Source organism: Flavobacterium cheonanense (assembly GCF_039539185.1).
Lineage (GTDB): Bacteria > Bacteroidota > Bacteroidia > Flavobacteriales > Flavobacteriaceae > Flavobacterium > Flavobacterium cheonanense.
In genome coordinates this window covers 706942-728470 of record NZ_BAABCT010000002.1, presented here as the reverse complement: position 1 = coordinate 728470, position 21529 = coordinate 706942, and the positions used below count along the sequence as shown (strand labels likewise).

At 33.6% G+C, this 21529-nt stretch carries 21 protein-coding genes and 1 tRNA gene; 5 read left to right on the top strand and 17 right to left on the bottom strand.

All coding sequences use genetic code 11. The features are described 5' to 3' along the window. Window positions 1-51 precede the first annotated feature (51 nt). The 3 genes from ABD766_RS06800 to serS form a co-directional block, all read right to left on the bottom strand. Window positions 52-375, bottom strand: a complete 324-nt coding sequence (locus tag ABD766_RS06800) for a DUF4286 family protein (protein ID WP_344815952.1) — start codon at window positions 373-375, stop codon at window positions 52-54. A gap of 41 nt (window positions 376-416) precedes the next feature. Then, window positions 417-2189, bottom strand: coding sequence for a tetratricopeptide repeat protein (locus ABD766_RS06795; protein ID WP_344815951.1), 1773 nt, complete (start codon window positions 2187-2189; stop codon window positions 417-419). 78 nt (window positions 2190-2267) lie between these two features. Further along, a complete protein-coding gene (gene serS / locus ABD766_RS06790; RefSeq protein ID WP_344815950.1) occupies window positions 2268-3539 on the bottom strand; it encodes a serine--tRNA ligase in 1272 nt (423 codons plus the stop codon). A gap of 213 nt (window positions 3540-3752) precedes the next feature. Here serS and ABD766_RS06785 point away from each other — a divergent pair, with 213 nt between their 5' ends. From ABD766_RS06785 to ABD766_RS06765, 5 genes are all read left to right on the top strand, one after another. Continuing rightward, window positions 3753-3926, top strand: a complete 174-nt coding sequence (locus ABD766_RS06785) for a hypothetical protein (RefSeq protein ID WP_344815949.1) — start codon at window positions 3753-3755, stop codon at window positions 3924-3926. A gap of 29 nt (window positions 3927-3955) precedes the next feature. After that, complete coding sequence (locus ABD766_RS06780; protein WP_344815988.1) at window positions 3956-5668, top strand: M1 family metallopeptidase; 1713 nt, start codon at window positions 3956-3958, stop codon at window positions 5666-5668. Between the two features lie 80 nt (window positions 5669-5748). Beyond that, window positions 5749-7095 (top strand): RIP metalloprotease RseP, encoded by a 1347-nt coding sequence (gene rseP, locus ABD766_RS06775; RefSeq protein WP_344815948.1) that lies wholly within the window; start codon window positions 5749-5751, stop codon window positions 7093-7095. 129 nt (window positions 7096-7224) lie between these two features. After that, a tRNA-Asn gene (locus ABD766_RS06770) sits at window positions 7225-7298 on the top strand. 154 nt (window positions 7299-7452) lie between these two features. Then, the gene (locus ABD766_RS06765) at window positions 7453-8808 is read left to right on the top strand and encodes an alpha-amylase family glycosyl hydrolase (protein WP_344815947.1); all 1356 of its coding nucleotides are present in this window, start codon (window positions 7453-7455) and stop codon (window positions 8806-8808) included. 171 nt (window positions 8809-8979) lie between these two features. On the opposite strand, the gene trpA is transcribed toward ABD766_RS06765, so the two are convergent. From trpA to hisD, 14 genes are all read right to left on the bottom strand, one after another. Beyond that, complete coding sequence (gene trpA / locus ABD766_RS06760; protein ID WP_344815946.1) at window positions 8980-9753, bottom strand: tryptophan synthase subunit alpha; 774 nt, start codon at window positions 9751-9753, stop codon at window positions 8980-8982. Next, window positions 9743-10936, bottom strand: coding sequence for a tryptophan synthase subunit beta (gene trpB / locus ABD766_RS06755; protein ID WP_344815945.1), 1194 nt, complete (start codon window positions 10934-10936; stop codon window positions 9743-9745). The genes trpA and trpB overlap by 11 nt, the downstream gene beginning before the upstream one ends. Then, the gene (locus ABD766_RS06750) at window positions 10933-11559 is read right to left on the bottom strand and encodes a phosphoribosylanthranilate isomerase (RefSeq protein ID WP_344815944.1); all 627 of its coding nucleotides are present in this window, start codon (window positions 11557-11559) and stop codon (window positions 10933-10935) included. The genes trpB and ABD766_RS06750 overlap by 4 nt, the downstream gene beginning before the upstream one ends. After that, a complete protein-coding gene (locus tag ABD766_RS06745; protein ID WP_344815943.1) occupies window positions 11556-12341 on the bottom strand; it encodes an indole-3-glycerol phosphate synthase TrpC in 786 nt (261 codons plus the stop codon). The genes ABD766_RS06750 and ABD766_RS06745 overlap by 4 nt, the downstream gene beginning before the upstream one ends. Further along, a complete protein-coding gene (trpD, locus tag ABD766_RS06740) occupies window positions 12338-13330 on the bottom strand; it encodes an anthranilate phosphoribosyltransferase (RefSeq protein ID WP_344815942.1) in 993 nt (330 codons plus the stop codon). Before trpD ends, ABD766_RS06745 begins: the two co-directional genes overlap by 4 nt. 1 nt (window position 13331) lies before the next feature. Then, window positions 13332-13895, bottom strand: coding sequence for an anthranilate synthase component II (locus ABD766_RS06735; protein ID WP_344815941.1), 564 nt, complete (start codon window positions 13893-13895; stop codon window positions 13332-13334). Window positions 13896-13898: 3 nt separating this feature from the next. After that, complete coding sequence (locus ABD766_RS06730) at window positions 13899-15290, bottom strand: anthranilate synthase component I family protein (protein ID WP_344815940.1); 1392 nt, start codon at window positions 15288-15290, stop codon at window positions 13899-13901. A gap of 231 nt (window positions 15291-15521) precedes the next feature. After that, complete coding sequence (gene hisIE / locus ABD766_RS06725; protein WP_344815939.1) at window positions 15522-16112, bottom strand: bifunctional phosphoribosyl-AMP cyclohydrolase/phosphoribosyl-ATP diphosphatase HisIE; 591 nt, start codon at window positions 16110-16112, stop codon at window positions 15522-15524. Continuing rightward, on the bottom strand, window positions 16109-16861 hold the full coding sequence (gene hisF / locus ABD766_RS06720) for an imidazole glycerol phosphate synthase subunit HisF (protein WP_344815938.1): 753 nt from the start codon (window positions 16859-16861) through the stop codon (window positions 16109-16111). The genes hisIE and hisF overlap by 4 nt, the downstream gene beginning before the upstream one ends. Next, on the bottom strand, window positions 16855-17568 hold the full coding sequence (hisA, locus tag ABD766_RS06715) for a 1-(5-phosphoribosyl)-5-[(5-phosphoribosylamino)methylideneamino]imidazole-4-carboxamide isomerase (RefSeq protein ID WP_344815937.1): 714 nt from the start codon (window positions 17566-17568) through the stop codon (window positions 16855-16857). The genes hisF and hisA overlap by 7 nt, the downstream gene beginning before the upstream one ends. Continuing rightward, window positions 17565-18143, bottom strand: coding sequence for an imidazole glycerol phosphate synthase subunit HisH (gene hisH / locus ABD766_RS06710; RefSeq protein WP_344815936.1), 579 nt, complete (start codon window positions 18141-18143; stop codon window positions 17565-17567). Before hisH ends, hisA begins: the two co-directional genes overlap by 4 nt. Then, a complete protein-coding gene (gene hisB, locus ABD766_RS06705; protein WP_344815935.1) occupies window positions 18140-19231 on the bottom strand; it encodes a bifunctional histidinol-phosphatase/imidazoleglycerol-phosphate dehydratase HisB in 1092 nt (363 codons plus the stop codon). The genes hisH and hisB overlap by 4 nt, the downstream gene beginning before the upstream one ends. Next, complete coding sequence (gene hisC, locus ABD766_RS06700) at window positions 19228-20241, bottom strand: histidinol-phosphate transaminase (protein WP_344815934.1); 1014 nt, start codon at window positions 20239-20241, stop codon at window positions 19228-19230. Before hisC ends, hisB begins: the two co-directional genes overlap by 4 nt. After that, the gene (gene hisD / locus ABD766_RS06695) at window positions 20234-21523 is read right to left on the bottom strand and encodes a histidinol dehydrogenase (RefSeq protein WP_344815933.1); all 1290 of its coding nucleotides are present in this window, start codon (window positions 21521-21523) and stop codon (window positions 20234-20236) included. Before hisD ends, hisC begins: the two co-directional genes overlap by 8 nt. Window positions 21524-21529 lie beyond the last annotated feature (6 nt).

The window sequence follows — 21529 nt, the reverse complement described above, 5'->3', positions numbered from 1 at the left end:
CTCTATTTTGGATTTCCGCCTGCGCGGAAAAGACGCAGCATAATCTAAAAACTAATTCGTCTGAAAAAATTCCGAGATCATTTCCAACTCCGTTCTGAAAGCTAACATTTTGTCCCCAAAAAGTCTTGCTCCTTCTTCTCTTAATCTTGGCGCATCTTCATCGTAATAGCGTTGCAAAGTTTCTTTACTATCAGTAGTGTATTGAATGGCGTAGGTTGTTCCGCCCATCTCTTCTTCAACTAAAACTTTTACCATTCTTGCTGAAGAGAATTTTCCAGTGGCAAGAACGTCATTTATGTGTTTGGTTAGCATCCAATTCATCCATTGATTGTGGACGCTTTCATGGATGTTTACTGTTACGTTGTATAATATCATATGATAATAAATTGCTATTTTTAATTACTGCTATCTAAAAACTAAATTGAATCGCCTCGAAGTTTCCTGTATTTTTTCTGCGAAGTTACATAGTGAATACTGTCTTCATGCTTAGTGATAACTTCTTCATAAAGTGGTTTTGCTTTTTCAATATCATTCAATTGATTGTAAATTTCAGCAGAATAAAATAATGCCTCATCTATATAGATACATTCTTTAAAATTATCTAAAATCAACTTATAATTTGCCAAAGCAGCATTAGTTTCACCTAATTCTTCATAGATTTTTCCAATTCTTAATAAGGTTACGGGTTCGATAGCATCACCTTTATTTTCTTTTAAAATAGCTTGGAAAGCGATTAAGGCATCTTGTTTTTTTTCTTGATATAATAAAAAATCGGCGCGAGCAAATTTCTTTAAAGCAACTTGTGTCGAATCTTCTACAGTGTTATCCGAAATTAAAAGAAATAAATCTAAAGCGTCATTAGCAATCAACTGGGTTGAAGCCGATTTTAAAACTTTCAATTGGTGTTCTGCCCATTTAAAGTCAGCTTTAAAATAACTAGTTTTGGCTGTTTTTAGGCTTGCTTCTTGTCCAATAGGACTATTGTTAGCGTCATTCTCAATTTGCGAATAATAAATTAAGGCTTGATTGAATTTTTCTTCAAATAATAAAATATCTGCCAATTCCATTTTAACTTCTGCTGCTTGATCTCTATTCAATGTCATTTCTAAAACGTTCTTCAAAATGACTTTTCCAGTTTCTGCATCTTTCATGTTAAATGTCACAAAATGTGCTTTAATTTTCAAAAGAGATAAAGAAAACGGACTAACACCAAACTCCTTTATCAAATTATCCAATTCAAGATTAATTAATGGATAATCTTTAGGAAGCGCTTTAGCAATTTTCATTTCCATTAAATAGGAATGTGATTGAATTTGCAAATCCAAATCTTTAGTGTTTTCTAATACAAAACCTAATATTTCTTTTGCCGCTTCTTGATCATTTTCTTCAATAGCTAATTGACCTAAATTTACAATGTTTGAAAAAGATTCTGGATTTCTTTTGTAAATAGCTTTTTCTTGAATAAAAGCTTTTCCATACTCCTTTTGTTGAACATAAAACCAACTCAAAAATTCATTCCAAAAAATATCTTGATTTTTTTGAATTCTAATTAATAAAGCTTTTTTCAAAGCATCGTTAAAAGTTACATCTGTTTCTTCTGTTGTAAAACGAGATAACTGATTTTGAATCATAATCAAGTTTTGAGGATTGGTATATGCTTCTGTCAAGAACATGTCAATCATTTTATCTGTTTCGCCTTTCTGACCATAAAGCAAAGCCATTTGGAAATTAAAATTGAACTTAGGTTCCAACGAAACTGCTGTTTGATAAGCCAATAAAGCATAATCCACCAAAGCTTTTCTATCAAAAACATAGGCTATTTGATACACCTCACTTGGATTCTTCTTAATTTTATCAATAGCTTGATCGTAATACTTGTTGGCCTTTTCTTGATTTTTTTGGAGCTGATAATTATACCCTAATTCAACTAAGAAATTGCCTTGTTTGTATTTGTCTAATCGTTCTTGAATGGCTTTTTCTGCCTTATCAAATTGCTGTAACTGCTGATAACATTCTACTGCTTTCTGAAAATAATTGAAATTATTAGGCTGTGCTTTTAGTAGTTCTTCATAACTTACCAAAGCCTTTTCAAACTCACCTCTATCAAAGTAGTTTAGCGCCAATTGTTCGTTTTGACCATGAACAAATAGTGATAAGAATATAAATAATAAAGCAATGATTTTTTTCATAAACTACCTTTAAAAAACAATGTACTAAAGTAACACATTTTGTGCCAATTTAGTACATTATTTATATAAGATTAACTTTTAGTTAATAATGTCAAATCCTGTGTATTTACGCAACACTTCAGGAACTACAATTCCTTCTGGTGTTTGGTAATTTTCTAAAATTCCAGCTAAAACTCTTGGTAACGCTAAAGAACTTCCGTTCAACGTATGGGCCAATTGATTTTTTCCGTCTTTATCTTTAAATCTTAATTTCAAACGATTCGCTTGAAAAGTTTCAAAATTAGAAACTGATGAAATTTCTAACCATCTGTCTTGAGCCGTTGAAAACACTTCAAAATCGTAAGTTAATGCTGAAGCAAAACTCATATCACCTCCACAAAGACGTAAAATTCTATAAGGCAATTTCAATTCACGCATAATATCTTTTACATGTTCAACCATTTCATCTAATGCTTCATAAGATTTCTCTGGATGTTCCACACGTACTATTTCTACTTTATCAAATTGATGCAAACGATTCAATCCACGAACGTGTGCGCCATACGAACCTGCTTCTCTACGGAAACATGGCGTATAACCTGTACATTTTACTGGTAATTCGTTTTCAGATAAAATTACATCTCTAAAAATATTAGTTACTGGAACTTCTGCTGTAGGAATTAAATACAAATCATCAGTTGCATCATGATACATCTGACCATCTTTATCAGGCAATTGTCCCGTTCCATAAGCAGACGCTTCATTTACTAAATGAGGCACCTGATATTCAAAATAACCTGCATCAGTATTTTTATCTAAGAAATAGGTAATTAAAGCACGTTGCAATTTTGCTCCTTTTCCTTTATAAACAGGAAATCCTGCACCTGTAATTTTATTTCCTAATTCAAAATCGATGATGTCATACTTTTTTACCAATTCCCAATGTGGTAAAGCGCCTTCATGTAATTTTGGCACATCACCTTCTTCAAAAACATTTAAGTTTTCTTCTGGAGTTTTTCCTTCTGGTACAATATCCGCTGGAAGATTTGGTAATAAATAAAGTTTCTGGGTGATTTCGTTAGCTAAGGCATCCACTTTTTCAGACAACTCTTTTCCAAGTTCTCTAAGTTGAACCGTTTTTTGCTTTAATATTTCGGCTTTAGATTTCTCACCATTCTTCATCATTTCGCCAATATCTTTAGATAATTTATTGGATTCGGCAAGAGTGTTTTCTAATTCAGCTTGAGAACTTCTTCTCAAATCATCAGTTTGAACAATTTCTTCCACAATGGCTTTGGCATCCATGTGTTTTTTAGCTAAAGCTTTAACAACTTTCTCTTGGTTTTCTCTAATAAATGCTATCTGCAACATGACTTAAATTTTATAAGATTAGCTTTCGCTCAGTTCGCCTTTCAGGCTCGGGTGCAAATTTAAGGAATTGATTTTTATTAATAGAATATTACAATGAGTTTCTATTATTGTATGTAAAGTTATCTGTTTTAGCAACTTAATTCTATTTAAGATGAAACTTTACAAATTGCAAAGCCAAATAATTACTATATTCGCAAAAAATTACCATTTGTCATGAAAAAAACCTACCTATTATTTTTCCTTTTTTCAATAAGCTTTTCATTTTCCCAAACCAATGAAAAAGAGTTAAATGAAATCGTTGAAGCTGAGATGAAATCGGCCTCAGGTTTAATGGAATTAGCAGTTAATCCGAATACATTAAATTATGATGTTACTTATCAAAATTAGAATTCACTGTAAATCCAGCTGTTTATAACATTGTTGGAAAAGTCACTACAACTTATACAGCATTATCTAATATGTCAACTGTAACTTTTGACTTAACTAACGTATTAGTCGTGAGTTCGGTAAAATTAGGCACTACAAATCTTACTTTCTTGCAAAATACAAATGATGAACTTGTTATTACGCTTCCTTCGACACAATTAGCAGGAACATCACAAACAATTGAAATAAATTATTCAGGCGCACCTGCAACTGGGGAACAAGCATTTACGGCTTCAACTCACAGTGGAACTCCAGTTATTTATACTTTATCTGAACCATTTGGAGCTAGAGATTGGTGGCCATGTAAACAAGATTTAAATGATAAAATAAATTCTATCGACGTTTATATTACAGCGCCTTCTCAATACGTTAGTGTATCTAATGGTCTTGAAATTAGCCAAGTTATTACGGGTTCTAATAAAATAACGCATTTTCAGCACAACTATCCAATTCCTGCTTATTTAGTAGCTATTGCAGTTACTAATTATTCTATTTTTAATCAAACTGCAGGAACCGCTCCAAATGATTTTCCCATAGTAAATTACATTTATCCTGAAACTCTTACACCTGCTGTTCAAACTCAATTAGCACAAACACCTTTAATTATGAATTTGTTTGAAACGTTATTTGAAGTATATCCTTTTCATAACGAAAAGTATGGACATGCACAATTCGGCTGGGGAGGAGGAATGGAACATACTACAGTTTCCTTTATGCAAAATTTTAGTCGTGGTTTAATTGCTCATGAACTAGCACACCAATGGTTTGGTGATAAAATTACCTGTGGGACCTGGAAAGACATTTGGTTAAATGAAGGATTTGCAACCTATTTATCATCACTAGTGATTGAAAATTTTGACGGAAATACCGCTTTTATTGCAAATAAAAACAGTTTAATTAACAATATAACCTCGCAAACAAATGGTTCTGTTTATTTAACAGATACCGAGGCTCAAAATGTAGGACGTATATTCAGTTCAAGATTATCCTACAACAAAGGCGCGATGGTTTTAAACATGTTGAGACTAAAAATGGGTGATACAATGTTCTTTCAAGCTTTAAGAAATTATCTAGCTGACACTAATTTAGCATTTAAATATGCCGTAACTAGCGATTTAAAATATCATTTAGAAGCCGTATATGGAAGTAGTTTAACCGAATTTTTTAATGATTGGGTTTTTAATCAAGGATATCCAACTTATAATATTACTGCACAAAATTGGGGTGCTGGACAAGCCAAGATTACTGTAAGCCAAACACAATCTCACAGTAGTGTTTCGTTCTTTGAAATGCCAATTCCAGTAAGATTAACTGGCGCCGGAGGGCAAACATTTGATACAATTTTAGAAAATACAACCAATAATCAAGAGTTCATCATATCTGTTCCTTTTGCTATTACTGGAGCAAATTTCGACCCTGAAAAAGATATAATCTCTAAAAACAACACGGTCACATTAGGTAATGAAAATTTCGATTTAGAAAAAGCTATTGCTCTTTACCCAAATCCTGTGTCAAATGAATTACACATACAAATACCAAGTAATATTTCTATAGAAAAAGTAATCATTTTTAATAGTTTAGGACAAAAAACAATTGAGAGTAATGAATTAGATTTCTCCGTTAACCAATTATCATCTGGTGTACATTTCGTTCAAATTCAAACATCTGAAGGGACATTTCATAAAAAAATTATAAAAAATTAGACATAAACAACATAATTAGTAAAAAGTAAGGTGAAAACCTTACTTTTGCTTTTTTTAGAAACATTAGATTACAAGATTAAATGATACAAGTTGCACAAATTATTTTTATACTTTCAGTATTAGTTATACTTCACGAGTTCGGTCACTACATTGCTGCAAAAATTTTTAAAGTAAGAGTTGAAAAATTCTACCTTTTTATGGATGCTGGTTTTTCACTAATTAAGAAAAAAATCGGAGAAACAGAATGGGGTATTGGATGGTTACCAATTGGAGGATACGTGAAACTTTCAGGAATGATTGATGAAAGCATGGACACAGAGCAAATGAAACAACCAGCTCAACCATGGGAATTTCGTTCGAAACCAGCTTGGCAACGTTTAATAATCATGTTGGGAGGAATATTTGTAAACATTGTTCTAGCGATAACAATTTATACTATAATGTTTTCTACAGTTGGACAGAAATACATTGCAACTGATGTAGTACAAAAAAATGGACTAAGTTTTAGCCAAGTAGGAAAAGATGTAGGCTTTAAAAATGGAGACAAAATTGTTTCAGTAGACGGCGAATTAGTTCAAAACAAATTCAACAGATTAATTATTGACGTTCTTTTAAGTGATAAATTAATTGTAAATCGCGACGGACAAAACAAAGAAATTACTTTATCAGATGAAGATAAAGCAAAAATATTAGGCGCAGAAGGTAAAAACTTTATGGCTTCAAGAATTGAAGGATTTAAAATCGATTCTATTTTACCAAAATCAGGAGCATTCAATGCAGGTTTAAAAGTAAACGACCAAATTATTTCAGTTGACAATAAAGAATTTAAATATTTTGACGAATTCTCAGAACTAATTTCTAATAAACCTAACGATTCAATTGCTCTAAAGGTTCAAAGAGAAAATCAAATCGTAAACCTTAAAGCTAAACTTGATAAAAATAGTAAATTAGGTTTTCTACCAGGTTTAAGTCTTACAACTAACAAAGAAAAATTTGAAGTTGTTAACAAACTTTCTTTTAGCAGTGCACTGCCACAAGCTATGAAAGAATCATGGGAATTACTTGTTTATAATGTAAAACAATTCAAATTAATATTAAAACCAAAAACTCAAGCTTACAAACAAGTAAAAAGTCCAATCGGTATTGCAAGAATGTTACCAGACGAATGGAACTGGGAGTTTATTTGGAGCTTCACAGCACTTTTTTCAATTGGTTTAGCCTTTATGAACTTACTTCCAATTCCAGGATTAGATGGAGGACATGCACTTTTTACAATTGTAGAAATGATAACCGGTAAAACTTTAAACGAAAAAACAGCAGGTTACGTTCAAACGTTTGGAATGATTATCTTGCTGAGTCTAATGGCTTTAACTTTCGGAAAAGATATTTACCAATTAGTGATGGATAAATTTTTTGCAAATCATTAAAAAAAATTAAAAAATAATTTGCTTAAAATAAAAAACACCCTATATTTGCAACCGCTTAACAGATAAACAATCTGCTCTAGAAATAGAAAAGCAATAGAAAAGTTCTTATAAAATTAAAAATATACAGTTTCCTCCTTAGCTCAGTTGGTTAGAGCATCTGACTGTTAATCAGAGGGTCCTTGGTTCGAGCCCAAGAGGGGGAGCTTTTTAAAGCCTTTACATTTTTTGTAGAGGCTTTTTTTATTCCTATAAATTACCAATTTCTTTCAAATCATACCAAAAAATCAAAACCAAATTGGTAGCTATTTCAAGATTTTTTTTATATTTACTTTTTCTAACTATCAAATTCATTTCGTAATGAAGAAAATTCGTATTCCAATACTTTTGATAATTGTTCTGCTTTCTTTTGTTTGTTGTAAAAAAAGCAAACCAGAGATAGTAAACAATGAACTTATTGATAGTCATCCTGCGTGGATTATGCAAAGCAACATCTATGAGGTTAATGTTAGACAATATACTCCAGAAGGCACTCTAAATGCTTTTGCTAAACATCTTGACCGACTCAAAGCAATGGGAGTTGAAACTATTTGGTTCATGCCCATAAATCCAATTAGTAAAGTAGATAGAAAAGGTTCTTTAGGAAGCTACTATGCGGTTTCCGATTTTACTTCTATTAATCCAGAATTTGGCACCATGGAAGATTTTAAAAATGTAGTGAAAGCTATTCATGATAGAGGAATGAAAGTCATTATTGATTGGGTTCCAAATCATACTGGAGCAGACCATCGTTGGCTTAAACAACATCCTGATTTTTATGTAAAAGATAGTACAGGAAAAGCAGCAGTAGCTTTTGATTGGGCTGACGTTAGACAATTAGATTTTAAAAATCCTGTCTTACAAGATAGTATGGTTGCTGCTATGAAATTTTGGATTAAAGATACCGATATCGATGGTTTTCGTTGTGATGTTGCTTGGAATGTTCCAGCTAATTTTTGGAAAAAATCCATTCCACAATTGAAAAAAATGAAGAATGTTTTTATGCTTGCTGAAGGTGATAGCACGTATCTTCCAAAAAGTGGTTTTGACGCAGTTTATCCTTGGCACATGTTCAAAATGATGGAAAAAGTGGCCAAAGGAAAAAGACCTGCGTTTAGTTTAGACAGTATCAACAAAGAGAATGAAACGCGTTACCCAAAGAATACCATCCAAATGTATTTCACAAGCAACCACGATGAAAACAGTTGGAATCATGCCGATTATGGCACTTTTCCAAATGAAGTGCATGCACCTTTTGCAGTATTTACTCAAACAATGAAAAACAGTGTTCCATTAATTTACAGCGGACAAGAAGAACCTACTTTAAGAGCTATAAAATTCTTTGACAAAGATCCGATGGAATTTAAAAATCTTAAACGAGAGAAATTCTACAAAACATTACTTCATCTAAGAAAAAGAAATGTAGCGCTCTCAGCCAATGCATCTTTCAAAAAAGTTGATTTAGGAGATAAAAATATGATTTATGCTTATACCAGAGAAAAAGACAACAAAAAAATCCTTGTTATTTTAAATTTTTCTGATAAAGAGCAAAGTATCAAAATTTCTGATAAAACACTATTAGGAAAAACTCACAATGTCTTTAGCGAAAAAGTAGAAACTTTAAGTGGTAGTGAAAGGAAAATCAAACCTTGGGGCTACGAAGTTTATGAATACTAATGATAAAAAATCCAGTTTATTTATTTAGACTGGATTTTTTTGTTTTTAGGAATATCCATTGTTTATGAGAAGATTTTATAAAAGATGTTTATTTAGTAGTTTCTTTGTTTCGTAAACAGCAATAAAAAAAGGCATACTCTTCAGCATACCTTTTATTCCGACTATAAAGGATTATTTCCTTATTCCTTCAACAAATCCTTGAATAGATTCTTTACTCGTTCCTTTCTCTTTTAAATGCTTAATAAAAGCACTTCCAATAATTGCTCCTGAACCAAATTCGCAAACCGTTTCAAAAGTCTTTTTATCATGAACACCAAAACCTATTAAATGCGGATTTTGCAACTTCATATTCTGAATACGTTGATAATAATCAGTTTGAAAAGTAATCGCATTGGTGCTTCCTGTTATGCTATTAGAAGAAACCAAATAAATAAATCCGGACGAATAACTATCCAATTGTTTAATGCGTTCTTCCGAAGTTTCTGGTGTTATTAACAACACATTTGAAACTTGATTTACTTCGCATAAGTTTTTAAAATTGGAAAGATAATAATACAATGGCATGTCAGGAATTATGATTCCATCAACACCAACTTCAGCACATTTTTCTAAGAATGCTGCTTCGCCAAATTGTAAAACTACGTTCAAATAACCCATCAATACAATTGGTTTTTGAGTGATATTTCGAAGGGATTGCAATTGTTCGAATAAAAGATTTAAAGTCATTCCGTTTTCAATCGCTTGTCCACTGCTTTCTTGAATAACTGGTCCATCTGCTAAAGGATCAGAATACGGAAATCCAATTTCAATCATATCAACATCGCTTTCATCTATATGTTTTAAAATGGTAAGCGTGTCGTTCAAATTTGGAAATCCTGCCGTAAAGTACAACGACAAAATGTTCTCTTTTTTGGTTTCAAATAAGTTTTGGATTCTATTTTTCATCTGTTCTGTAATTTTGTAATGTTGCCAAATCTTTGTCGCCTCTTCCTGATAAATTCACGACCACAACATCGGTAGTTTTCAATTTCATTTTATGCAAATACGCCAAAGCATGTGCCGATTCAATTGCGGGAATAATTCCTTCTATTCGTGACAAATCATAAGCCGCTTGCATAGCTTCATCATCGGTTATTGAAACTACTTCTGCTTTATTAGTATCATGCAAATAAGAATGAATCGGACCAATTCCAGGATAATCCAATCCTGCCGAAATCGAATGTGGTTCGACAATTTGTCCGTCATCAGTTTGAATTAAGTAGGTTTTACTTCCGTGAATGATTCCTTTTTTTCCTAAAGCTATTGTTGCTGCTGTTTTACCAGAATGAACTCCTAAACCTCCAGCTTCAACAGCAATTAATTGAGTTTTTCCATTATCAATAAAATGATAAAAAGCTCCAATCGCATTGCTTCCTCCGCCAAGACACGCTACAACGTAATCCGGATTTTCATCGCCTGTTTTTTCTTTCAATTGGATTTTAATTTCTTCACTGATCACCGATTGAAATTGTGCCACCAAATCGGGATAAGGATGCGGACCAACCACCGAACCAATAATATAATGCGTTCCGACAGGATCGTTTATCCAAGCTCTGATGGCTTCATTTGTAGCATCTTTTAGCGTTTTACTTCCGCTAGTTGCAGGTTGAATTTTTGCACCTAAAAGACGCATACGTTCTACATTTGGTTTTTGGCGTTCAATGTCGATTTCGCCCATGTAAATCGTGCAATCCAAACCTAACAATGCACAAGCAGTAGCAGTTGCAACGCCATGTTGACCTGCGCCAGTTTCAGCAATAATTCTTTTTTTATTTAATCTTTTGGCTAACAAAACCTGACCAATGGCGTTGTTAATTTTGTGTGCGCCAGTGTGATTCAAATCTTCTCTTTTCAAATAAATTTGCGCCTGGAATTGTTCCGATAAATTCTTGGAAAAATACAATGGTGTTGGTCGACCAACATAATCTTTTAATAACAATTTGAATTCTTTTTGAAAGTCTTCAGTTGCTATAATTTGCAAGTAATTTTGTTGCAATTCCAATACGTTTGGATACAACATTTCGGGTACAAATGCACCACCAAATTCGCCATAAAATCCATTTTCATCTGGTTGTAAAGTCGTTTTCATCGTCTTCTTATTTTTTCTATTAATTCACTAACTTCTTCAGTAATTTTTTTAGTATTTGAATCTTCTAATCTGCTGTTGAAATCCAATCCAGCTAACATCGGATACTTATTAAATTTAAGCTTACCGATAGTATGAATGCTTAATCCGCCACTTAAAATAAATGGTTTTGATAAAGTATAATTTTCTAATAATTCCCAATCAAATGTTTTTCCGCTTCCACCATATTTAGGCGTTTTAGTATCAAATAAAAAGTAATCGCATACTTTTTCATAAGCCACCACTTCATTAAAATTGAAATAAGGATCTACCGAAAATACTTTGATAACATTGATATTATTTTCTTTTAAAACTTTACAATCAGCAACCGATTCATTTCCGTGTAATTGAATAAAATCAAACGAAAATTGCTTTTGAATTTCAATAATTCGATTAATATCTTCATTTACAAAAACAGCGACTTTTTTTATGTTTTCAGGCAATTTTTCTAACGATTTAGATGAAAAATCTTCACCAACATAACGCTTCGATTTTGGATAAAAAATAAATCCCATATAATCGGGTTGCAAGGCGCCGACTTCAAGTATGTTTTTCGGAAATTTCATTCCGCAAATCTTTATTTTCATAGTAATTGTCGAATTAAATTTTTACATTTTTCTGACGGATTTTCGGCTGCCATAAAATATTCTCCCATTAAAAATCCATTAAATCCATTGGCTTGCAAAAGCTGAATTGTTTCTAAAGAATTGATTCCACTTTCAGCAATTTTAATACTCGATTTAGGTAACAATTGCGCCAATTTTATGCTGTTTTCAACGGAAACTTCAAAAGAATTTAGATTGCGATTGTTGATTCCGATTAAATCAAAATTCATATCCATGTTTTCCAAAATTTCGACTTCGTTTTGGGTTTCTAGAAATACTTCCATTCCTAATTCGTGAGCTAAATTGGTATACGATTGCATTTGTTTTTTGGTCAAAATTTTAGCAATCAACAAAATCACATCCGCGCCCATCGCTTTCGATTGAATGATTTGGTATTCATCGACCATAAAATCCTTTCGTAACATCGGAATGGTGTTGTTTTTTCGCGCCAATTCAAAGTCGTTAGTTCTTGCTCCAAAAAAATCTACATCAGTCAAAACCGATAATCCAGAAACTGCGGCGTTAGCATAACCTTCCGTAACTTCAACTACATTGGCATCCAAATTTATGTTTCCTTTAGCTGGAGATTTTCGTTTAAATTCGGCAATAATTCCGCCAGTTACCGAACTTTCTATAGCTTTTCTCAAAGAATGTGTCGCCGAATTAAACAAAGGTTGTTCTTCTAAAAAAGTGGTAGAAAATTGCGCTTTTAAATTGGCAACTTCTTTTAATTTTTGTGCTTTTATTGTATCTAAAATGTTCATTGAATTTCTTTTAATCGGTTAAACGAATTCTTAGCTTTCAATCCGAAAAGTGATTCTTTTGCTTGATCAAATGCTTCTTCAAAATTCAGATTTGGATGATACGTTTGAATCGCCAAAGCGGCATTTACTAAAACTACATTGTTTTGCGAGTCGGTTCCTTTTCCGTCAATAATTGTGGTAAAAATTGCTGCTGCTTCTTCTAAAGTTTCGCCACCATACAATTCTGAAAAAGCTATATTTTTAAAACCAAAATCTTTGGCTTCTATAAAACGTTCGCCTGTATTTGTAATCAACTTGGTTTTATCGGTCAGCGTTACTTCGTCGAAACCATCCAAACCATAAATTACGGTGTATTGACTGTTTTCTTCTTGCAACAAATACTGATACATTCGCGCCAATTCTAAACTAAAAACGCCAGTCATTTGAACCTTTGGAAAAGCTGGATTTACAAGTGGTCCAAGCATGTTAAAGAAAGTTTTAACACCTAATTCTTTACGAATCGGGCCTACGGCTTTCATGGCTGGATGAAACAATGGTGCGTGTAAGAAACAGATATTGGTTTCCTCAATTTGTTGTTTCAAAACAGTTTCATCGGTTTGAAAAACAACACCCAAAGTTTCTAAAACATTAGACGAACCCGAAATAGACGAAACACCATAATTCCCATGTTTGGCCACTGGAATTCCTGCACCAGCAACCACAAAAGAAGTCAGCGTTGAAATGTTAAACGTATTTTTTCCATCGCCACCAGTGCCACATACATCCATCGGATTGTAGGCTGACAAATCGATTTTATGACACAAGTTCAACAACGCTTCTCTAAATCCTAAAAGCTCATCTAGCGTAATATTTCGCATGATAAAAACGGTCAAGAATGAAGCAATCTGACTTGGATTGTATTTCCCTAAAGCAATGTCGGTTAGCACTTGTTTCGCTTCGTCTTTCGTTAGGGTTTTATGCTTGAATAAAGGTTCTAATATTGTTTTCATTTTAATTATTTATCCAATTAGTAAGTATCGTTTTTCCGTTTTCTGTGAGAATTGATTCAGGATGAAATTGCAATCCACGTACATCGTATTTTTTATGTTTTATTGCCATGATATTTCCCAATGCGTCTTTGGCAAGAATTTCTATATCATCTGAAATTGCTTCAGAAACCACCCAAGAATGATAATGTCCAATCTTAAAATTTTTCGGAAGATTTTCAAATAAATAATCCTCTTTTAGAATTTCAATTTCTGAAGCAACTCCGTGAAATGGTTCTGATAAATTGATTAAATTAGTTCCGAAATGTTCTGCAATGGCTTGATGACCTAAACAAATTCCGAGTATGCTTTTTGTGGAAGCAAATTCAGACAATAATTGTGGCATCATTCCAGCGTCTTTCGGAATTCCTGGTCCAGGCGAAAGCACTATTTTATCGTATTGATTGATATACGAAAAATCGAGTTGATCGTTTTTGACTACATCAATTTCTGCAACACCAATTTCATAAAGCAAATGCACAATATTGTACACAAACGAATCGTAATTATCTACTACTAATACTTTCATAAATTATATATTTTGCGCAAGTTGAATCGCTTTTCGAAGTGCCGAAAGTTTAGTTTCTACTTCATTCAATTCGCTGTTAACATCTGATTTTGTTACAATTCCGCAACCTGCTTGATACGTCAATTGATTGTTTCTGCTGACGAACGAACGAATAAAAATCGCATGATTAAATCCACCATTGAGTCCAATTATTCCAACTGTTCCGCCATAAAATCCGCGTGATTGTGGTTCGTAGTGATCTATTAATTGCATCGCTTTGTGTTTTGGTGCGCCAGATAAAGTTCCGGCTGGATAAGTGTCGCCTAAAATTTGTATCGGATTGTATTCAGGTTGTAATTCGGCACTAACTTTAGAAACCATGTGAATCACGTGCGAGTAATATTCGATTTTTTTGAAACTCTCGACCACGACTTTTTTACTCGATTTGCTCAAGTCGTTTCTTGCCAAATCGACTAACATAATATGCTCGGCGTTTTCCTTTGGATCGGCCAAAAGTGCTTCGGCTAAAATTACATCTTGCGCATCGTCTCCAGTTCGTTTGAACGTTCCAGCAATCGGATTGATGATGGCTTTTTGGTCGTTTATGGTCAGTTGTGCTTCGGGAGAAGAACCAAATAATTTAAAATTTCCGTAATCAAAATAAAATAAATAAGGTGATGGATTGATAGAACGCAACGCTCTGTAAACATTGAATTCATCGCCTTTAAATTGCTGCTTGTATTTTCTAGAAAGTACGATTTGAAACACATCGCCAACAAAACAATGTTCTTGACCTTTTTTAATTGCTTCTAAAAAATCATCGTTGGTGAAATTAGATTCTTCTTCATTTTGAAGTGAAAATTTAAACTGTGTCACCGAACGATTGTTGATGATTTCCTGAATTTTATCCAAATTAGAAACCTCATTTTCTTGCAAATGTTCCAACAAAAAGAGTTCGTTGTTGAAGTGATTGAAGACGATCGTATAACGAAACAAATGGTATTGAATTAGAGGCAAATCGAAATCGTTGTTAGTAAAAGTGATGTCTTCAAACAACGGAATTGCATCGTAACTGGCGTAGCCAAACAATCCCAATGTTTCAAATCCTAGGTTTAAATCCGACACTGAAAAGGATTTTGAAAACTGATGGAGTTCGGTTGCTATTTCAATTTCTGATGTTGGTTTTACAACAGTTTTTTTATCGGGAAAAGTAATTGTGGTTTGCTTCGCATCTACAATAAACGATGCAATTGGATCAAAACAAATGTAGGAATAGCTGTTTTCTTTGCTTTTATAATCGGAGCTTTCCAAGAGAAAACTATTGGAAAACTGATCGCGAATTTTTAAATATAAACCAACTGGCGTATGCGTATCGCTCAGGGTTTTGATTACTTTGGTTTTAAAATTATATAACATGATAATTGATTTAAAAAAAATTTGGACATAAAAAAAACCCGCTTGGAAAAGCGGGTTTGACGATATTGTAGAGATTTACAAATAGCAGTTACCAACCAATTCCAAGAACGGAGTTAGTCATGTGCCACCAATTTGTATTTTGTATTTTGTTCATCATAATGGGTACAAACGTATTGAATTATTTTGTTGTAATAGCATTATTTTTTAAATTTTAACATTTGTTCTATGAAATTATTTTTTCATTCTTCGTGCAAATTCTTGTTCTATATTATTTAATTTCAAGTTTTTAGCTTGAAGTAAAATCAAATAATGAAACAACAAATCGGCAGCTTCACCAACAAACAAATCTTGATTATCATCTTTAGCTTCAATTACCAATTCAACTGCTTCTTCACCAACTTTTTGTGCAATTTTATTGATTCCTTTTTGATAAAGTGACGCAACATACGATTCTGAACTTGGGTTTGCAATGCGATTTTCTATCACATTTTCCAATTCGTTTAGAAAAGAAATTTGAGGTTCCGTTGCAAAGCAAGAAATTGTTCCTTTGTGGCAAGTTGGTCCATTTGGAATTACTTGAATGAGCAAGGCATCTTGATCGCAATCTTCTTTTATTGAAACTACTTTTAGAAAATTTCCAGATGTTTCACCTTTGGTCCAAAGTCTGTTTTTACTTCTACTGAAGAATGTTACCACATTTTCATTTTGTGTTTTTTGCAACGCTTCTTCGTTCATGTAACCTAACATTAAAACCTGTTGCGTTTCTTTATTTTGGATAATTACTGGAATTAATCCGTTGTTTTTTGAGAAATCTAAATTCATCGGATAGGAATATTTTTGGTTTTTAAAACGTTTTTTAATTCGGAAATCGGCACTTCATTAAAGTGAAAAATACTTGCTGCTAATCCGGCGCTGACTTCAGTTTTGGTGAATAAATCTATAAAATGCTGCGAATTTCCTGCGCCACCAGAAGCGATAACTGGAATAGAAACCACTTTACTAATTTCATTTGTAATTTCTAATGCAAATCCATCTTTGGAACCATCGTTGTTCATTGACGTTATTAGTAATTCTCCAGCGCCTAATTCTTCTACTTTTTTCGCCCAATCAACAGCTAAAATTCCTGTTGATACTGTTCCGCCTTTGATGAAAACAAACCAATCATTTTCAACTTTTTTGATGTCGATGGCAACCACTAAACTTTGACTTCCAAAAGCATCTGAAATTTGGGTAATCAAATCCGGATTTAAAACGGCAGCCGAATTAATACTCACTTTATCCGCGCCAGATTGCAATAATAATCGCGCATCTTCAACCGATTGAATGCCACCGCCAACAGTAAACGGAATATTGATTTCTTTCGACAATTGCGTAACCATTTCGGCTAAAGTTCTACGTTTTTCCAAAGTTGCACTAATGTCTAAAAACACTAATTCATCAGCACCGTTTTTCGAATAAAACGAAGCTAATTCTATTGGATTTCCAGCATCTTTTAGTTCCAAAAATTGAACACCTTTTACGACGCGTCCGTCTTTAATATCTAAGCACGGAATGATTCTTTTCTTTAACATAATTCGCGTAAGTTTTCAATTTTTATGGTGCTTTCATACAATGCTTTTCCGATGATTGCACCTTCGCAACCTATAGTTTTTAAAAGTTCTAAATCGGAGATGGTTGTAACGCCACCACTTGCAATTAAGTTGACTTTTGTCTTTTCTAAAATGCTTTGATACAATTCATTAGAAGTTCCTTGTAGCATTCCATCTTTTGAAATATCGGTGCAAATTACAGTCGAAATTCCTTTGGAAACGTAATCAGAAATGTAATCAACAACATCCAATTCAGAAGTTTCCAACCAACCATGAGTGGCAATCTTTCGGTTCAAACAATCGGCACCTAAAATGATTTTGTCGCTTCCAAATTCAGTCAACCATTCTAAAAATTCGGTTGGATTTTTTGCAGCAATGCTTCCCCCGGTAATTTGATTTGCTCCGTTTTCAAAGGCGATTTCTAGGTCTTTTCGTTTCTTCAATCCGCCACCAAAATCGATTTTTAAATTGGTTTTTGTTGCAATTTGATATAATATTTTGTGATTGACAATTTGGTTGGATTTTGCTCCATCCAAATCCACTAAATGCAAATATTGGATTCCGTTGTCTTCAAAATATTTGGCGACTTCTAACGGATTTTCGTTATATATTTTTTGCGTGGCATAATCGCCTTTGGTCAATCGGACGCATTTTCCGTTGATGATGTCTATGGCTGGAATGATTCTCATAATTTCAAAAAGTTTAGTAAAAGTTGTTCGCCTACGCTAGATGATTTTTCAGGATGAAATTGTGTAGCGTAGAAATTATCCTTTTGCATCGAAGCACTAAACGGAACAATATAATCGCAAACCGCTGTGGTTTCTTTACTGATTTCGGCATAAAAACTGTGCACAAAATAGAAGTTTTCATCGGCTGAAATTCCATTATACAATTCAGAATTTAACTTTGAAATGTTGTTCCAACCCATGTGTGGCACTTTTAATTTGGGTTCAAATTTCTTTACTGTTGCTTCAAATATTCCTAAACATTCCGTATTTCCTTCTTCTGAAAAGTTACATAATAATTGTTGGCCAAGACAAATTCCTAAAACCGGTTGCGTGAGGTTTTTTATGACATAATCCAACCCTTTTTCTTTTAAATATTTCATCGCCGAACTTGCTTCACCAACACCAGGAAAAATGACTTTTTCGGCTAATTTCAAAATCGTTTCATCATCGGTAACAATGCACGAATAACCCAATCGTTCGATGGCATTTTTCACCGAAGTAATGTTGCCTGCATTATATTTTACTATTGCTATCATAGGATTCCTTTTGTACTTGGTATGCCGTTTGTTCCATCTTTTTGAACTGCCATTTTTATTGCTTTTGCGAAAGCTTTGAAAATGGATTCAATTTTGTGGTGCTCGTTTTCGCCTTCACTTTTGATGTTCAAATTGCATTTGGCACCATCACAAAACGATTTAAAAAAGTGGGAGAACATTTCAGTAGGCATTTCGCCGATTTTTTCTCTGCTGAATTTTGCCTCCCAAACTAACCACGAACGTCCGCCAAAATCTAAGGCAACTTGCGACAAACAATCGTCCATCGGAAGTAAAAAACCGTAACGAGTAATGCCTTTTTTAGAACCCAAAGCTTGTGCAAAAACGTCGCCTAAAGCAATTCCGACATCTTCAATTGTGTGGTGTTCGTCAACATATAAATCGCCTTTGACATTGATGTTCAAATCAATGTTTCCGTGTTTGGCAATTTGGTCTAGCATGTGATCAAAAAATCCTAAACCAGTGCTGATGTTGCTTTTTCCGCTTCCATCTAAATTGATTTCTACTGCAATTTCGGTTTCTTTAGTTTTTCTAATTAATTCAGCTACACGTGGTTGTTCTTTTAGAAATTGATAAATTGTTTCCCAAGAAGTTGTTGATAAAGTAGCTCGTTCATTTGCTGTAGCAGAAATAAAAATCGCCTGACTTCCTAAATTTTCTGCGAGTTGAATATCAGTAACTCTATCTCCAATTACGAAGGAATTTTTTAAATCGTAATTGCCTTTCACATATTGTTGCAATAACGCAGTTCCGGGTTTTCTTGTTGGCAAATTTTGCTCTGGAAATGACACATCAATAATAACATCAGAAAATTGAATTCCTTCATTTTCGAATGCTTTCATCATTTTATTTTGTGCTGGCCAAAACGTGTTTTCCGGAAACGAATCGGTTCCCATTCCGTCTTGATTGGTTACCATGACCAACTCATAATCGAGTTCTTTTGCAATTCGTGATAAGTACTGAAAAACCTGTGGATAAAACTCCAATTTTTCCAAACTATCAACCTGAAAATCTACTGGCGGTTCGATGATTAACGTGCCGTCTCTATCTATAAATAATACTTTTTTCATGACATAACTAAATTTAAAGCATACAATAATTGTTGGTTTTCTCGTGGTGTTCCAATGGTAATTCGAATAGTATTTTCAACTACCGAACTTCGGTTGCGTGTAATGATTTGTTGTTCGATTAAACTGTTGTAAATGGCGGTTGCATTTTCCATTTCGACCAATAAAAAATTAGCATCTGAAGGATAAATTTTAGTAACAAAATCCAATGCTAAAAGTGATTGTTTCAGCAACTCACGTTCCGATTTTATCAGTTGTACATTCGATTTAAATTCGTCATCGCTTGCTAATGATTGCACTGCCGCTTCTTGATTCAATTGACTCACATTATAAGGCGGTTTCACCTTATTCATCACTGAAATTATGGTTTCATTTGCATAAGCAATTCCAACTCGAACTGCTGCCAAACCTCGTGCTTTACTAAAGGTTTGTGAAACAATTAAATTCGGAAATTGTTTGATTTTGGAAACCAAAGAAGGTTGTTCACTAAAATCGATATACGCTTCGTCTAAAAACACAATTCCTTTGAAGTTTTCAATAATGTATTCCAAATTTTCCAATGAATTTCCAGTCGGATTGTTTGGCGAACACAAGTATAAAATTTTGGCGTTTTGTACTAAAATCGCTTCAGTATTCAACTGAAAATCTTCGGTTAATGGAATCGAAATTATCTCTAAATTATTGATGTTCGCATACACTTCATACATGCCATACGTTGGTGGACAAATAATGATTTTATCTTCGTTCGGTTCGCAAAAAACACGTTGTACTAAATCGATAATTTCGTCACTTCCATTTCCAATTAGGATGTTTTCAATTCCGACTTTTTTCTGACTACTTAAAATTTGTTTCAATCGCCATTGGTATGGATCAGGATAACGATTTAATTTCCCAAACGGATTTTCATTCGCATCCAAAAAAATGCCTTGATTGCTTTTGTATTCGTCACGCGCACTCGAATAAGGCGTAAGCGAAAGAATATTTTTTCGAATTAAATTAGTGATATTATCCATTTTGTAATTTTTTTAATCGGATGGAAACAGCGTTTTTGTGTGCGTCTAATTGTTCGGCAGCAGCCATAATTTCTATTGTTGGTCCGAGATTTTGAATGCCTTGTGATGTTAATTTTTGAATCGTAATTTTCTTTACAAAACTGTCTAACGAAACGCCACTGTAATTTTTAGCATAACCATTGGTTGGCAAGGTGTGATTCGTTCCGCTGGCATAATCTCCGGCACTTTCACAACTGTAATTTCCAATGAAAATTGAACCTGCATTTTCTATAAATTCTATTTTATTTTCAGCATCGTCAATAGCCAAAATTAAATGTTCTGGTGCGTAAAAATTGCTGAATTCAATTGCTGTTTGAATGTCTTCAAATATCAAAGCACGACTGTTTTCTAATGCTTTTTCAACTGTTGCTTGTCGTGGTAAAATAGCTTTCTGATTTTCAATAGCTAATGTCACTTTTGAAACAATTTCTTCTGAATTTGTAACCAAAATTACTTGACTATCACCACCATGTTCGGCTTGCGAAAGTAAATCGGAAGCCACGAATTCTGGATCACACGTTTCGTCAGCAATCACTAATAACTCACTTGGTCCAGCTGGCATATCGATAGCTAATCCTAATTGTTGCGCATATTGTTTTGCCGCAGTTACATATTGATTTCCAGGTCCGAATATTTTAGAAACTTTCGGAATTTCATCGGTTCCAAAAGTCATTGCTGCAATGGCTTGAATACCTCCAACTTTATACATTTGCGTTACGCCAGTTAATTGGGCTGCATACAAAATCGCTGGATTAATGTTGCCGTTTTTGTCTGGTGGAGAACATAAAATTATGTTTTTGCAACCTGCCAATTTTGCCGGAATTGCCAACATTAAAACTGTTGAAAAAAGTGGTGCTGTTCCGCCTGGAATATAAATTCCGATGGTATCGATGGCACGACTTTCTCTCCAACAAAAAACTCCCGAAGTAGTTTCTATCTTTGTCGGAATTTCTTTTTGTGAACTGTGAAATTTCGAAATATTATTGGCTGCAACTTGAATAGCATTTTTTAAATCAGATGGAATTTGGGCAACCGCATTTTCAATTTCTGATGATGTTACTGCGAAATTTTCTATCGATACGCCATCAAAGTAACTCGTGTATTTGTTTACAGCTTTGCTTCCGTTTTTTTGAATGTCATTAAAAACAGCTTTCACGGTTTCGTTTAAATCGGCAGTTGCAACGGTTTTGCGTTGTGCCAATTCATTCCATTGTTCTGCATTTGGATTTATGTAAGTTTTCATAATTTC

Coding starts and splice junctions, on each gene's coding strand:
- ABD766_RS06800 (WP_344815952.1), bottom strand. CDS start 375: ATGATATTATACAACGTAACAGTAAACATCCATGAAAGCGTCCACAAT.
- ABD766_RS06795 (WP_344815951.1), bottom strand. CDS start 2,189: ATGAAAAAAATCATTGCTTTATTATTTATATTCTTATCACTATTTGTT.
- serS (WP_344815950.1), bottom strand. CDS start 3,539: ATGTTGCAGATAGCATTTATTAGAGAAAACCAAGAGAAAGTTGTTAAA.
- ABD766_RS06785 (WP_344815949.1), top strand. CDS start 3,753: ATGAAAAAAACCTACCTATTATTTTTCCTTTTTTCAATAAGCTTTTCA.
- rseP (WP_344815948.1), top strand. CDS start 5,749: ATGATACAAGTTGCACAAATTATTTTTATACTTTCAGTATTAGTTATA.
- ABD766_RS06765 (WP_344815947.1), top strand. CDS start 7,453: ATGAAGAAAATTCGTATTCCAATACTTTTGATAATTGTTCTGCTTTCT.
- trpA (WP_344815946.1), bottom strand. CDS start 9,753: ATGAAAAATAGAATCCAAAACTTATTTGAAACCAAAAAAGAGAACATT.
- trpB (WP_344815945.1), bottom strand. CDS start 10,936: ATGAAAACGACTTTACAACCAGATGAAAATGGATTTTATGGCGAATTT.
- ABD766_RS06750 (WP_344815944.1), bottom strand. CDS start 11,559: ATGAAAATAAAGATTTGCGGAATGAAATTTCCGAAAAACATACTTGAA.
- ABD766_RS06745 (WP_344815943.1), bottom strand. CDS start 12,341: ATGAACATTTTAGATACAATAAAAGCACAAAAATTAAAAGAAGTTGCC.
- trpD (WP_344815942.1), bottom strand. CDS start 13,330: ATGAAAACAATATTAGAACCTTTATTCAAGCATAAAACCCTAACGAAA.
- ABD766_RS06735 (WP_344815941.1), bottom strand. CDS start 13,895: ATGAAAGTATTAGTAGTAGATAATTACGATTCGTTTGTGTACAATATT.
- ABD766_RS06730 (WP_344815940.1), bottom strand. CDS start 15,290: ATGTTATATAATTTTAAAACCAAAGTAATCAAAACCCTGAGCGATACG.
- hisIE (WP_344815939.1), bottom strand. CDS start 16,112: ATGAATTTAGATTTCTCAAAAAACAACGGATTAATTCCAGTAATTATC.
- hisF (WP_344815938.1), bottom strand. CDS start 16,861: ATGTTAAAGAAAAGAATCATTCCGTGCTTAGATATTAAAGACGGACGC.
- hisA (WP_344815937.1), bottom strand. CDS start 17,568: ATGAGAATCATTCCAGCCATAGACATCATCAACGGAAAATGCGTCCGA.
- hisH (WP_344815936.1), bottom strand. CDS start 18,143: ATGATAGCAATAGTAAAATATAATGCAGGCAACATTACTTCGGTGAAA.
- hisB (WP_344815935.1), bottom strand. CDS start 19,231: ATGAAAAAAGTATTATTTATAGATAGAGACGGCACGTTAATCATCGAA.
- hisC (WP_344815934.1), bottom strand. CDS start 20,241: ATGGATAATATCACTAATTTAATTCGAAAAAATATTCTTTCGCTTACG.
- hisD (WP_344815933.1), bottom strand. CDS start 21,523: ATGAAAACTTACATAAATCCAAATGCAGAACAATGGAATGAATTGGCA.